Source organism: Paraoerskovia marina, assembly GCF_900105445.1.
GTDB classification, from domain to species: domain Bacteria; phylum Actinomycetota; class Actinomycetes; order Actinomycetales; family Cellulomonadaceae; genus Paraoerskovia; species Paraoerskovia marina.
Genome location: NZ_LT629776.1, coordinates 584,512 through 598,038, shown reverse-complemented (window position 1 = coordinate 598,038; position 13,527 = coordinate 584,512). Strand labels below are relative to the sequence as shown.

Genomic DNA, 13,527 nt, shown 5'->3' with positions numbered 1-13,527 from the left:
GCCGTGCTGAGCCGATGACGGCGGGTCGCTACGCGCGGACCGTCAACGTGCTCGCGCCGCTCGGGAGGCGCGAGACCTGGATGCGCTCCGCGATCGACTGCTTCATGGCGTCCACGTGCGAGACGACGCCGATGGTCCGTCCGCCCTCGCGCAGCCGCCCGAGCACGTCGAGCACGTTCTCGAGCGACTCCGGGTCGAGCGTGCCGAACCCCTCGTCGACGAACAGCGTGCCCAGGTCCACTCCCCCGGCCTCCGCCGTCACGACGTCCGCCATCCCGAGGGCCAGACAGAGCGAGACCTGAAACGTCTCGCCGCCCGAGAGCGTCCGCGGGTCGCGCGAGGCCTCGGTCCAGTGGTCGACCACCTTCATCGCCAGACCCGTCTTGCGCGTCCGCACCGCCTCCTTGTCGTCGCTGCGGACCAGCTCGTAGCGTCCGTCGCACATCTCGGAGAGGCGGTCGTTCGCCGCGGCCACGACGTCCTCGAAGCGTCGGACCAGCACGTACGTCGCCAGGGACATCGCGCGGGCGTTGTCACCCGACGAGCCCGACGCCAGGCCCGCCATGCGGAGCACCGGGTCGGCCTCCGTCCGCGTCCGCGCCGACGCACCGAGCGCGTCGACGAGGTGGTCCTGGTCGGCCCGTGCGTCGGCGAGGCGTCGGCGTACGAACGCCAGGCGCTGCGAGATCGCCGTATACGCGGACTCGGCATCACGCAGGGCAGCCTGCGTCGACGCGACGTCGGCCTGGGCATCGTCCGCGAGCTCCGCCAACGCCTCCAGCGCCGTCTCGACGCGCACGGTGGCGGCGTCGTGGTCGCGGACGACCTTCTCGACGCGGAGCCTCTCCGTCTCGGGGAGCACCGCGGCAAGCGCGTCGTCGACCGTCGCGAAGCCCGACGACGCGACGACCTCGGCGAGCTCGGTGCGCCGGGTGGCCACCGCCTCCTCCGCGGCGGCGCACGCGGCCTGCGCCGCACGGAGCGCGTCGATCGCAGTGACTCGCTCGTCGAGAGCGTCCGCCAGCACCGCGACCGGGTTCGGTGCGTCCACCGTGTCGACCGGAGACCCGTCACCGAGCAGCGCCGCAGCCCTCTCGAGCTCCGTCGCGATCGTCGCGCGGTCCCGCTCGAGGGCCAGCTCCTCAGCCTCCAGGCGGCTCCGGAGGGACGCACGGTACTGGTCGACGTCCCCGAGACGCTCCGCCAGCGCGGCGGTCTCCTCGTCGAACTCCGCCAGCGCCGCACGCGCCTCGTCCCGGACGGTCACCGCGTGCTGAGCCTCGGTGACGGCTGTACGTGCTTCGGCGAGCCGATCCTCGGCCGCGACGCGGTCGGTGCCGCCGGTCGCGGCACGGTGACCCTCGAGCCGCTCGGACAGCCGGTCGACCTCGGCGCGGGCCTCGGCGAGATGATCCTGGGCGTCCGCGGTGACACGCGCCGCCTCCTCGACCTGCCCGGCCCCCGGGTGGTCCGCCGTCAGGGCGGCGGGGGCGGGGTGCTCGACACTGCCGCACACGGGGCACTTCTCGTCCGCCCGGAGGTCCACGGCCAGCTCCCCGGCGATGCCCGCGATCCGGGCGGCCCGCACCGCGTCCTCGGCCTCGCCGGCCGCAGCAGCGGCCCGGCGCGCCACCTGCAGGGTGTCGCCCGCACGCTCAAGGGCCGCCGCGGTCTCCTCCACACCGCGAGCCGCACGCAGCACGGCGTCGGCGTCGAGCACCGCCTTCTGGCGCAGGGAGAGCTCGGCGGCCAGCTCCGACGACTCCTCGACCGCAGCCTCGTGCTCGGCCCGGCGCGCCGGACGTCCGGCGTTCTGCGCGCGCAGGACGTCGGCGTTCTCGTCCGCGTCCGCGAGCGACGCGCGGCCGGCCCGCAGGTCGCGCTCGCGGTCGGGAAGGCGTGCACCGTCGGACTCGAGGTGGCGCAGGCGTGCCGCCGCGTCCGCGGGCTCTCGGCGAGCCTCCTCGAGGGCGGTCGGATCCAGCGCTGCGACCGCCTCGGGCAGTTCGGTACGGACCGTCGCCAGCTCGGTCTGTGCCGTCGCGTGGGCGCGGTCGGCAACCTCGACACCGGCGCGGACGGGCGCGACCACCTCCGCGCGCCGGGCCGCCTCCAGCACCTCACGGTGCTCGACGACCGACGGAACCGCCGCGTCGAGCGCGGCCTTCTCCGCCCGCAGGGCCGCCCGCTGCTCGAGCTGCTCTGCGAGCCGGCGCTCGACGTCGTGCGCGTCGCGGGCCGCGACCAGCCCGGCGTTGGCCGCGAGCTCGGCGCCCTCGTGCTCCTCGACCTCCGCCTCGATCTCCGCGACGCGGGCGGCGACCAGCCCCGGCAGGTCTGCGTCGGCCGCGTCGCGGAACGTCTCGCCGTCGGCCGGACCGACCTGTGCGGAGCGGCAGAACATCGTCACGCCCTGGTGGACGGCGGCGTCGGCCGCCTCCACCGCGCGCTTGGCGCCGCGCTGCATCTCGGCGAGCTCGGCTTGGGCGCGTTCGTAGATCTCGGTCCCGAAGACCTTCTGCAGCAGCCCCCGCCTGTCTTCCGGGTTGGCGCGCAGAAAGCTCGCGAACTCGCCCTGGGGCAAGACGACGGTCTGGACGAACTGCTGGCGGTCGAGCCCGATGATGCGCTGCAGCTCCGCGCCGGCCTCGTCGAGGCGCGAGGAGAAGAGGTCGCCCTCCGGGGCGTCGTCGTCCGGCGCGCCCTCGGGGACGCTCTGCAGACGCCAGAGCCGGACACCCGCCTGCTGCTTCGTCGTGCCGCCGCCCCGCTTGCTCGGGCGCTCGTACGCCGGGCTCCGGCGGACACGGTAGATCCCGGACCCCGTCTCCAGCACGAGGTCGACGAACGACTCGACGTCCGGCGTCGCGTAGGCAGACCGCAACCGGTCCTCGCTGGCCGCCTCCGACGCCACCTTGCCGTAGAGCGCGAACACGACGGCGTCGATCACCGTCGACTTCCCCGCCCCGGTGGGGCCCTCCAGCAGGAAGAGTCCCGAGGCCCCGAGCTCGGCGAAGTCGACGTGGTGCCGGCCCGGGAACGGGCCGATCGCCTGCAGGGTCATCGAGTGCAGGTGCATCAGGCGCTCCGCTCGCTCGCCGCGGCGGCCTCGAGGGCCGTGCGCAGGACCTCGTTCTCCGCGGGGGTGGGTGCCTGGCCGGTGACGTGGTCGACGAAGTCCCGTGCGACGTCGAGCGGGTCATGGTGGGCGGCGACGACGGAGATCGCCTCGCGCCCCGCGGGCCGGTCGGGCTGGTGGTGGATCTGGAGCGCGTGCGGAAACCTCTGCCGCACCTGCGCCACGAGGTCGCGGGGACGAGCCGTGTCGGTCACGACGACGCGCAGCCAGTCCTCGACGTGGTCGTCCCCCGCGGCGCCCAGCACCTCGTCGAGGGTGCCGCGCACCTCGCCCAGACGTCGGGGCACCGGAGCCGGGACCAGCTCGATCTCGGGCGCCACGTCGCCACCGACGTCGGCGGTGCCGCCGCCGAGGCTCAGGAGGACGGTCGACTTCTTCTGGTGCATCTCGGAGAAGGAGTAGGCCAGCGGCGAGCCGGAGTACCGCGCGACCGGGGCGTCGTCGCCCGGGACCGCGACGGTCTGCGGGCCGTGCAGGTGCCCGAGGGCAACGTAGTCCAGCCCCTGACCCGCGAACAGGCCGGAACGCACGGAGTGCACGCCGCCGACGGTGATGTCCCGCTCGGAGTCCGACGCGTCGCCGCCCACGACGAACGTGTGCGCCATGACGAGCGCCCGCGTGCCCGGCGCGGTGCGTCGGCGGGCGACGAGGTCCCCCGACACCCGTGCCAGCGCCGCCGCGGTCACCGCCTCGTGCGACCTGGCCAGCGGCTCGTCGTCGTCGGCGAGCGTCCGACGGCACGCGTCGGGGTCGAGGTACGGCAGTGCGTAGGCCAGGACGGGCGGCGCTCCGGCGGCGGTGGGCAGCACGACCGGGGTGCCGACGCCGGCCACCGCTGAGCGGACGTGGATCTCCGGGCGCATCACGGCTGCCCCGAACCCGAGACGGACGGCGGAGTCGTGGTTGCCGGAGCTCAGCACGACGGTGGTGTGCTCGGCGAGGCGACGCAGCGTGTCCGAGAGCAGTTCGACGGCGGGGACGGGCGGGATCGCGCGGTCGTACACGTCGCCGGCGACGACCACCGCGTCCACGGACTCCGTCCGGACCAGGTCGATCAGGTGGTCGAGGTACGCCGCCTGGTGCTCGAGCAGGTCCACGCCGTGCAGAGTGCGCCCGAGGTGCCAGTCCGACGTGTGGATGATCCGCATACCGCGACGGTAGCGCCCACCGCCCACAGCGGGGCCACCCGCTCAGGCGGCGGTGACCCCACGGGTGATCTCGATCTCGCCGTCCATCCCGATGATGGCGAGCATGTCCTCGAACTCACGGGTCGGGTTGCGCAGCGTGACGGGCTGCCCGGCCTCGCGCCCGATCATGTAGACCTGCAGGACGAACGCGATGCCGGCCGAGTCGATGAACGACACGCGCTCGACGTCGATCACGACCGGTCCGTGGCGGCCGACGAGGAACGTCATGGCCTCGCTCGCCTCCGTGCGGAGCGCGGCGTCCACCTCGCCCCACAGGGTGACGAGCGAACCGTCCTCGTGCGGCCGGTACGCGATCCCGCTTGCGACGTCTTCGTCAGACATGGCGGATTCAATGCTCCATTCAAGGATCAGCAGGGCGCAACTAGTCTGCGCCTCAAGAGAGTGTAATGCAATGGTCTGGACCGGTTCGCCGACATCGTCTGCGATCAACACCTGTCACGGCGGATCGGTGACGTCTGCGACCCGCGCATCCACCGCGCGAATCAGGTCCTGCGTGTCCAGTGTCGCACCGACCCCATGATCTCCGCCACCGATCGACACCCGACGGCGCGGCTCGGCCACGCGGACGTCGGCCACGACGGGCAGCCGGGTGAGGGTCCCGAACGGCGTGATCGTGCCCCGCTCGTACCCCGTGACGTCGCGAGCCACCTCGGCGTCCGGCATCGACATCCGCGAGACCCCCAGGAACTCCCGCAGGCGCGGCCACGAGATCACGCGGTCCCCCGGGACCAGGACCAGCACGTAGTCGTCGGCCGCGCGACGAAGCACTAACGTCTTGATCAGATCACCCGGCTCGACACCACGCAGCGCCGCGGCCTCGGCCAGCGAGCCCGCCGGGCCGTGCCGCGTGGTCTCGTAGTCGATGCCCGCAGCATCGAGAGCTGCGGCAGCGCGTTCGGCGGTCATGAAATTCAGGCTAGGCCGATCCGGTGACACTCGCCCGCGGGGCCGTACGTGGCCCGCCTCACTCTGTCGTCGCGGAGGACTCCTGCTCGGGCGCCTCGGTCGTCGCCGCCCGCTGGGTCGCGGCCGACTCCGTCGTGGTCGGGGTCTCCTGCTCCGGCACCTCGGTCGTCGTCGACGTCGAGGTCGACGGCTCCGGGTCGGGAGTCGTCGGACTCGGTGTCACCGTCTCCGTGGGGGTCGGCTTCGGCGTCTCCGTCGGGCTGGGCTTGACGGTCTCCGTGGGAGTCGGCTTCGGGGTCTCCGTCGGGGTCGGCTTGACCGTCTCGGTCGGCTTCGTCGTCGGTGTCGACGGCGACGGCTTCGGCGTCTTCGAGGGGGTCGGGGACGTCGACGGCGACTTGTCGCCCGACGGCGTGGGCTTCGGCTCCTTCGGCGTCGAGGACGGCTTGGCCGGGTCCTTCGACACGGAACCCTTGCCCGACGACGGGCTGGACGCCCCGGACCCGCCGGAGCTCCCGCTCGAGGAGCCGCCCGAGCCCGCGTACGCCCGTGCCGAGCCCTTGATGTCGGTCGGCAGGACGCCGCCGGCGTAGAACTCGAAGTGCCACGGCTCCAGCTTCGAGCCCCCCGGGCGTGCCCACGAAGGGTTGTCCCAGCCGTACTGCGGGCCGTTCGCGCGCAGCCACCGGTACTCGGCCGACGAGGCACTGTTGATCGGGCTGCCGAGGTCGACCGCGAGCCCCCACCCGTGGTTCGACGTCCCCGGGACCGCGGCGAGATGGGGGCGGGACGCGTAGACCGCCACCTGGTCGGCGTACGGACGGTAGGAGTCGACGATCGGCAGGTCGTACCCGAAGTGCGCCTTGAAGGCCTTCGCGAGCGCGTTGAGCCGGTCGGCGGCGTCGCAGCGCAGCTGCTCGCCCGCGGCGAAGTCCAGCGTGCACAGCGCCGTCGACGGGATCGCGCCGTTCAGATACCCGGACGTCTGACCGGCGTACCGCACGACGACGGCCTCGAGCTCGTCGTCGAGAGTGATCTCGCCGTCGCCGTTCATGTCCGTCACGCCGGCCGAGACCTCCCCGACGACGGACGGGTCGTCCGACGCCTGGGTCATGACACTCACGGGGCCCGCGGAGAGCTGGGAGTCCAGGGCGTACTTCAGCCGGTACGCGGCCTCGAGCACGTCGAACCACGCGACCGCCTGATAGGCCTCGGCGTGCGGGTCGACGAGCGGGTCGGGAGCAGCGTCCGAAGCGTCGGCGTCGCCGGCCTCCTCGGCGGATCTGCCCTCGTCGGTAGCACCCCCGGTGGCCCCGCCCGCGTCCTCGTCGGGGTCTGCGGCGACCACCGGGTCGTCCGCGGGGCCCGCGCCCTCCGGCACCTCGTCCGCCGCGGGGACGACGGCGTTCGAGACGGCCTGCGCCTCGCCGTCACCGACCTCGTCGGGCACCACGGGCACGACGCCCTCGTCCTGCGTCTCGCCGTCGGGTGGTCCGGTCTCTGCCGGGGACGGGTCGGCCGGCTTCGGCGCCCTCAGCTCCGGCATGTCCTCCGGCGCCAGGTCCGGGTCGACGATCCCGCGCACCGGTGCCACGAGGTCACTCTCCGGGGCACCCTCGGCAGCCAGCTGCGCCTCATAGGTCGCCATCAGCATGCCGAGCTCGGAGACCGCCTGCGCGAGCGGTGACGTCGGCGGGGCGTCCTCGACGGCGACGGCCGCGTCGTCGAGAAGCGCGACGACGTCGTGCCGCTGCAGGACGGCCATCTTCACGGCGAACGGGCTCGGGGTGACCTCGTCCTCTCCCGTGACCGTCACCGAGTTCTGTTCCGGCGGCGCGCTCGTGCCGGGCGACACCCGCACCTGGAGCATCGCGTCCACCGAGTCTCTCGACAGGCCGACAGAATTTCCCATGACCCCGACCAGCGCGATCGTGCAGGCAGAGACCACGGAGGCACGGAAGAAGGACCGGCCGCGGCCCGGGGTCCGGGTCCGTCGCAGGTCCACGTACGGGGCGGGCACGGCGACGCCGGCAGCCCGACGTGGCGCTGACTCGCGCAGGTGCTTCGCCATCCGATCCCCTCCTGCTTCACCCTGTGATGCCGAACACATCTTTACCACTGTGCGCCGACTTTCGTCGAAGCGCGAGAGATACGGGCGCTCCGGCGGGCGAAATCTCTGCGCGGTTCACACTCTTGCCCACGAAGGGCACAATCGGACCATGACCTCTCCGACGCGCCTGACCCGCGCCGCCGCAGTCCTGACCCTCGCCGTCGTGTCGCTCACCGCGTGCGCCGACGGTGAGATCTCCATCCCCGAGATCACGATCGACGGCGAGTCCCTGGAGTCCCTCGTCGACGACGCCCGCAGCCAGGTCGAGACCATCACCTCCGACGTCGAGTCCCTCGGCGACCAGATCACCTCGCTCCCCGAGGAGCTGCGCGGCGAGGCCGAGACCGCGCTCGACTCCGCCCGGACGGCCGCGGAGGATGCTCAGACGGCCCTCGACGACGCGGAGAGCTCGAAGGAGGGCGCCGAGCAGGAGCTGGCCGACGCACGCACGGCCCTCGACGACGCGTCCCAGCAGCTCGACGACCTGCGTTCGAACGCCGAGTCCGCCGACGAAAGTGCCCGCGCGGCGATCGAGGACCTGCAGCAGCAGGTGGACGAGCTGCGCGCGGCCGTCGACGAGGCGACCTCCTAGCCCACACCCCGCACTCTGCCGCGCCCCAGATCGAGCGCCGCACCGCCGTCGCGCCGAGCGGCACGTTCTGGCCGTCTCACGCATCTCGTGAGGCCCACAACGTGCCGCTCGCGTCGCGTCGCGGTCGCGCACACCGAACCCCCACATCGTGTGCGCACGATCACCCCACCGGACTCTCGACAATCCCTGGGGGTGTGCGCGTAAAATTTGGAAGTGTTCCTGACAATGGAACTCTCGGGAACCTTTCAGGTTCGCACGCCATGATCGGACGATGATGTCAACGACGACTTCACGAACCGCGGTCTCGACCGCACGCCCGGCAGCCCCGCTGCCGGGATCACGCCTGGCCACCGCCGGGCTCTTCGCGCTCGCCGCCATGCTCCCCTTCTCCGCGAGCCCCGCCGCCGCGACACCCGCTGCCGTGCACCAGGTCATCGCCGCCGCACGGCTCCAGACCGACGCCATCACGGCAGAGCTCGGCCGTGCGCAGCACGACGCCGCGGCGCTGACGACGGTCCTGCGGGCCGAGGTCACCGAAGCAGTCGAGTCGGCGAGCGCCGCCGCCGAGCAGGCACGGGCCGCGCTGGCCGCTGCGTCGTCCGCCACGAGTTCCGACGTCGGGGCCGGCGCGATCTCGGACGAGGACCGCGCATCGGTCGAGCTGGCCGACGCGCAGGTGGCCCTCGAGGCCGCGAGCGCCCACCTGCGTCACGTCACGAGCCTCATCACCGACAGCGGCAGCAGCGTCCCCGCCAGCCTGCAGGATCTCGCCGCCCACGTGGACGAGCTGCGCGGAGAGACGGCGCGATAGCGCGGACGACGCCGCGGCGTCGGCAATGCGCTTGCGTCACCTGGGAGAATCAGGTCCCGTGACGACCGACCACCCCGAGCATCCCCGCCCCCGCGACGGCGAGACCCCCCGCAAGGGTCGTCGTGGGCAGCGCAACCGTGGACGCGGTCGACGTCCGGGGGCGGTCCGTGACGGCCGCCCACCCCAGGTGACCTCCGCACAGCTGGAGCGCGCCGCACAGAAGCGACGCGACGTCGTCGTCCCGCCGATCAGCTACCCCGAGCAGCTTCCGGTCAGCGCCCGGCGCGAGGACATCGCCGCGGCGATGCGCGACCACCAGGTCGTGATCGTGGCGGGCGAGACCGGCTCCGGCAAGACCACGCAGATCCCCAAGATCGCGCTCGAGCTCGGCCGCGGACGCGACGGCCAGATCGGCCACACCCAGCCTCGACGCATCGCGGCCCGCTCGGTCGCCGAACGCATCGCCGAGGAGCTCGGAACGACGCTCGGTGAGATCGTCGGGTACCAGGTGCGGTTCACCGACCAGTCGTCGGAGCGCACGCTCGTCAAGGTGATGACCGACGGGATCCTGCTCGCGCAGATCCAGCGCGACCCCGACCTGCGCGCCTACGACACCCTCATCATCGACGAGGCGCACGAGCGGTCCCTCAACATCGACTTCCTGCTCGGCTACCTCACGCGGCTCCTGCCGCGCCGTCCCGACCTCAAGGTCGTCATCACGTCGGCCACGATCGACTCCCAGAGGTTCGCCCGGCACTTTGCGCCCGGGGGCCCGTTGCCCCTGGTCTCGACAGGCTCGACCGACGAGGCGCTGATCGAGCCCGTCGAGATCGAGACCGGGCTTCGACAGGCTCAGCCACCGGAGGTCGAGCCTGACGAGACCGGGACCGGGCTTCGACAGGCTCAGCCACCGGAGGTCGAGCCTGTCGAGATCGAGAGCGCCCCCGTCATCGAGGTCACGGGCCGGACGTTCCCGGTCGAGATCCGCTACCGCCCGCTCGTCGCGGACGGCACCAAGCGCGGCGAGGAGAAGGACCTCGTCACGGGGATCGTCGACGCCGCCAAGGAGCTCACCGCCGAGGGGCCGGGCGACATCCTGGTGTTCCTCTCCGGTGAGCGCGAGATCCACGACGCCCAGGACGCGCTCGAGTCCTGGCTCGGCGAGCGCGCCCGCGACACCCGCCACCCGCAGCACGTGGAGATCCTGCCGTTGTACTCGCGACTCTCTGCGGCGGAGCAGCACCGGGTGTTCCAGGCGCACTCGTCGCGACGGATCGTGCTGGCGACAAACGTCGCGGAGACGTCGTTGACCGTGCCCGGCATCCACTACGTGATCGACCCCGGCACGGCGCGCATCTCCCGGTACTCGAAGGCCACCAAGGTCCAGCGCCTCCCGATCGAGCCGATCGCCCGGGCGAGCGCCAACCAGCGGTCCGGCCGCTCGGGACGTGTCGCGGACGGCATCGCGATCCGCCTGTACTCGGAGGAGGACTTCGAGGCCCGCCCCGCGTTCACGGAGCCCGAGATCCTGCGCACGTCCCTTGCCTCGGTGCTGCTCCAGATGATCAGCGTCGGCGTGGTCTCCTCACCCGACGACGTCGCGCGCTTCCCGTTCGTCGAGTCCCCCGACACCCGCGCGGTGCGGGACGGCGTCCAGCTCCTCACCGAGCTCGGCGCCGTGACCACGACGACGGGCAAGGGCACCTCGAAGACCCGGCTGACCGACGTCGGACGCGCGATCGCGCAGCTCCCGATGGACCCCCGCCTGGCCCGGATGATCTGGGAGGGGGCCAAGCACGACGTCGCGCGCGAGGTCGCGATCGTCGCCGCCGCCCTCTCGATCCAGGACCCGCGCGAACGCCCCGCCGAGTCCCGCGACCAGGCCGACCAGCTCCACCGCCGCTTCGCGGACCCGCGATCGGACTTCCTCACCTACCTCAACCTCTGGGAGTACGTGCGCACGCAGCAGCACGAGCTCTCGTCGTCGAAGTTCCGGCGACTGTGCAAGAGCGAGTACATCAACTTCTTGCGGGTCCGGGAGTGGCAGGACGTCGTCGCGCAGCTCCGGGAGATGTCGCGCCCGCTGGGGATCGACCTCTCGCACACGCGGGTCTCGACGGGCTCGACCGACGCAACGCAGGTCGAGCCCGTCGAGACCCGGCGGGTCGAGCCTGTCGAGACCACGGACACCCACCTGCGCCACACGTGGAACGACGACGCCATCCACAAGTCGATCCTCGCGGGCCTCCTCTCCCAGATCGGGATGCAGGAGACCAACGAGCTCAAGGCGTCGAGCTTCACGCACCTCAAGGGCCCGGCGCGCGAGCAGGCCATCCGCCGCGCCAAGAAGCAGGCGCGCAACGAGTATCTCGGCGCGCGTGGTGCGCGGTTCGCGATCTTCCCCGGGTCGCCGCTGTCGAAGAAGCCGCCGGCGTGGGTGATGGCGGGCGAGCTCGTCGAGACCTCCCGCCTGTGGGGCCGCGACGTCGCCCGCATCGAGCCCGAGTGGGCCGAGAGCCTCGCCGGCCCGCTGGCCAAGTACACGTACTCCGAGCCGCACTGGTCGAGCAAGCAGGGTTCGGCACAGGCCACCGAGAAGGTGCTGCTGTACGGCGTGCCGATCGTCAGCGACCGGGCCGTGCTCTGGGGCAAGGTCGACCCCGACGGCGCGCGCGAGATGTTCGTCCGGCACGCCCTCGTCGAGGGCGAGTGGCGCACGCACCACCGGTTCTGGGCGGAGAACCAGCGTCTGCTGGCCGAGGCCGAGGAGCTCGAGGCGCGGTCACGCACCCGCGGGCTGGTCATCGACGACGACGCGATCTTCGCGTTCTACGACGCCCGCGTCCCGGCCGACATCGTCTCCGCCCGGCACTTCGACCGCTGGTGGAAGACGGCGCAGCGCACGACGCCGGACCTGCTCACGTTCACGCTCGACCAGCTCGTCCCCGAGGCCGCGTCCGTCGACACGTCGCAGTTCCCCGAGATCTGGCCGCAGGGCGACCTCGAGCTGCCGCTGACCTATCAGTTCCAGCCCGGGACCGACGCCGACGGCGTCACCGTCCACGTCCCGATCTCCGTCCTGACCCGCATCTCCCCCGACGGGTTCGACTGGATGGTGCCCGGCCTGCTCGACGAGCTCGCCACCGCCACGATCCGCGCGCTGCCCAAGCCGGTCCGCCGCCAGCTCGTGCCCGCACCCGACGTGGCGCGCGACGTCGTCGCCTGGCTCCGCGCGAACACACCCGCCTGGGAGGACATGGCCCGGGCGGGCGACATGGCCGAGTCGTTCCGCGCCGCATTCACCCGCGCGGTCAGTGCGCTGCGGGACGTCGAGATCCCGGACGACGCGTGGGACGGGGCCGCCGAACGCCTGCCCGCACACCTGCGGATGACGTACCGCGTCACCGAGGAGCGCGCCGGGTCCACGATGGTCCTCGACGAGTCGACCGACCTGCTCGCGCTCCAGCGTCGGCTCAAGGCCCAGGGCGAGGCCGCGGTCCGGACCGCCGTGCGCGGCGCCGTCGGGGCGGCGCTCGCGGAGGCCGAGGCCTCGAGCCGTGCGTCGGGTCCGTCCGGCCCGTCGAGCGGGTCGCATCCGTCGAGCCCGTCGAGCCCGTCGAGCCCGTCGAGACGAGGACCGAACCTCTCGCGGCCCGGGCCGCATCACGGTCTCGACAAGCTCGACCAGCAGCCGGGCGACGGTGGGTCGAGCCTGTCGAGCGGCGGGTCGAGCCTGTCGAGCGGTGGGTCGAGCCTGTCGAGACCAGAACCCGCCCAGCTCGTGTCCGAGCAGACCGACCTCTCCACCTGGCCCGAGGGGCTGCCCGACGACGCCCTGCCGGACGAGGTGAGCACCGACGTCGGAGGCGGCGTCGTCGTCCGTGGGTACCCCGCCCTGGTCGAGGAGCTCGACGCGAAACAGTGCCCCGCCGTCGCGCTGCGCGTCCTCGCTGACGCGGGGGCCCGGGACGCGGCCCATGCGCGCGGCGTCGTGCGCCTGCTCGTCGGCGAGACCTCGCTGCCCACCAAGCGCATCACGTCGCGGTGGAGCGGCACGCAGGCCCTCACGCTCGCGGCGAGCCCGTACCGCAACACCGAGGCGCTCGTCGCCGACCTGCAGCTCGCCGCGGTGCAGTCGATCCTGACCGCCCCGGCCGCGATCCGGGACGCCGCCGCGTACCGGGCGGCTCGCGACGTCGTCCGCACGCGCCTGGAGGACGAGGTCCACACGATCGTCGGTCACGTCACGGCGGCCCTGACCGCCGCCCGTGAGCTGGACGTCGCCATCAAGGACGCCAACAGCCTGGCGCTGCTCAACACGCTCACCGACCTGAGGGACACGGCCGCCGGGCTCGTCGGACGCGGCTTCGTCTCCGCGACCCCGCCCGACCGGCTGCGGCACCTGACGCGCTACCTGCGGGCGGCGTCGTACCGGCTGGAGAAGGCTGCCCAGAACCCGAACCGGGACGCCGAGCTCGCCTGGCGGGTCCACGACGTCGAGGAGGCGTACGGCGCCGCCCGTGCCGCCCTCGCCCAGGGCCGCCCCGACCCGGAGCGGGCCGCCCAGCTCGCCGAGGTTCGCTGGATGATCGAGGAGCTGCGGGTCTCGTTGTTCGCGCAGCAGCTCGGCACGGACGGGTCGGTGTCGGAGAAGAGGATCCGGAAGGTGCTGAGCTCCTAGCCCGAGCTGGTGGTGAGCGCGTACTCGGCGCCCCGCGCGGGTACTGCTTCAGCGGGTGCAGCACCAGGACGGCAGGCCCG

General features: G+C 72.7%; 8 protein-coding genes. 3 read left to right on the top strand and 5 right to left on the bottom strand.

What is annotated here, in order from left to right; translation table 11 throughout:
* Positions 1 to 28: 28 nt before the first annotated feature.
* From BLU20_RS02695 to BLU20_RS02675, 5 genes are all read right to left on the bottom strand, one after another.
* Positions 29 to 3,079 (bottom strand): AAA family ATPase, encoded by a 3,051-nt coding sequence (locus BLU20_RS02695; protein WP_083371491.1) that lies wholly within the window; start codon positions 3,077 to 3,079, stop codon positions 29 to 31.
* Positions 3,079 to 4,287, bottom strand: a complete 1,209-nt coding sequence (locus BLU20_RS02690) for an exonuclease SbcCD subunit D (RefSeq protein ID WP_083371490.1) — start codon at positions 4,285 to 4,287, stop codon at positions 3,079 to 3,081. The genes BLU20_RS02695 and BLU20_RS02690 overlap by 1 nt, the downstream gene beginning before the upstream one ends.
* 42 nt (positions 4,288 to 4,329) lie before the next feature.
* Complete coding sequence (locus BLU20_RS02685; protein ID WP_029253980.1) at positions 4,330 to 4,668, bottom strand: STAS domain-containing protein; 339 nt, start codon at positions 4,666 to 4,668, stop codon at positions 4,330 to 4,332.
* A 114-nt stretch (positions 4,669 to 4,782) separates the two neighbouring features.
* On the bottom strand, positions 4,783 to 5,253 hold the full coding sequence (locus tag BLU20_RS02680) for an aminoacyl-tRNA deacylase (protein ID WP_083371489.1): 471 nt from the start codon (positions 5,251 to 5,253) through the stop codon (positions 4,783 to 4,785).
* A gap of 58 nt (positions 5,254 to 5,311) precedes the next feature.
* Positions 5,312 to 7,324, bottom strand: a complete 2,013-nt coding sequence (locus BLU20_RS02675) for a M15 family metallopeptidase (RefSeq protein WP_172828988.1) — start codon at positions 7,322 to 7,324, stop codon at positions 5,312 to 5,314.
* Positions 7,325 to 7,472: 148 nt separating this feature from the next.
* Here BLU20_RS02675 and BLU20_RS02670 point away from each other — a divergent pair, with 148 nt between their 5' ends.
* The 3 genes from BLU20_RS02670 (at position 7,473) to BLU20_RS02660 (ending at position 13,447) form a co-directional block, all read left to right on the top strand.
* Positions 7,473 to 7,955 carry a hypothetical protein gene (locus BLU20_RS02670; RefSeq protein WP_029253983.1) on the top strand — a complete coding sequence of 161 codons (483 nt, stop codon included), beginning with the start codon at positions 7,473 to 7,475 and terminating at the stop codon, positions 7,953 to 7,955.
* A 271-nt stretch (positions 7,956 to 8,226) separates the two neighbouring features.
* The gene (locus BLU20_RS02665) at positions 8,227 to 8,766 is read left to right on the top strand and encodes a hypothetical protein (protein WP_155990753.1); all 540 of its coding nucleotides are present in this window, start codon (positions 8,227 to 8,229) and stop codon (positions 8,764 to 8,766) included.
* A 25-nt stretch (positions 8,767 to 8,791) separates the two neighbouring features.
* Positions 8,792 to 13,447, top strand: a complete 4,656-nt coding sequence (locus BLU20_RS02660) for a DUF3418 domain-containing protein (protein WP_083371487.1) — start codon at positions 8,792 to 8,794, stop codon at positions 13,445 to 13,447.
* The last annotated feature ends 80 nt before the right edge of the window (positions 13,448 to 13,527 follow it).

Excerpts from the sequence above, each read along its gene's own strand:
- BLU20_RS02695 (WP_083371491.1), bottom strand. The coding sequence starts at position 3,079 with ATGCACCTGCACTCGATGACCCTGCAGGCGATCGGCCCGTTCCCGGGC.
- BLU20_RS02690 (WP_083371490.1), bottom strand. The coding sequence starts at position 4,287 with ATGCGGATCATCCACACGTCGGACTGGCACCTCGGGCGCACTCTGCAC.
- BLU20_RS02685 (WP_029253980.1), bottom strand. The coding sequence starts at position 4,668 with ATGTCTGACGAAGACGTCGCAAGCGGGATCGCGTACCGGCCGCACGAG.
- BLU20_RS02680 (WP_083371489.1), bottom strand. The coding sequence starts at position 5,253 with ATGACCGCCGAACGCGCTGCCGCAGCTCTCGATGCTGCGGGCATCGAC.
- BLU20_RS02675 (WP_172828988.1), bottom strand. The coding sequence starts at position 7,324 with ATGGCGAAGCACCTGCGCGAGTCAGCGCCACGTCGGGCTGCCGGCGTC.
- BLU20_RS02670 (WP_029253983.1), top strand. The coding sequence starts at position 7,473 with ATGACCTCTCCGACGCGCCTGACCCGCGCCGCCGCAGTCCTGACCCTC.
- BLU20_RS02665 (WP_155990753.1), top strand. The coding sequence starts at position 8,227 with ATGATGTCAACGACGACTTCACGAACCGCGGTCTCGACCGCACGCCCG.
- BLU20_RS02660 (WP_083371487.1), top strand. The coding sequence starts at position 8,792 with ATGCGCTTGCGTCACCTGGGAGAATCAGGTCCCGTGACGACCGACCAC.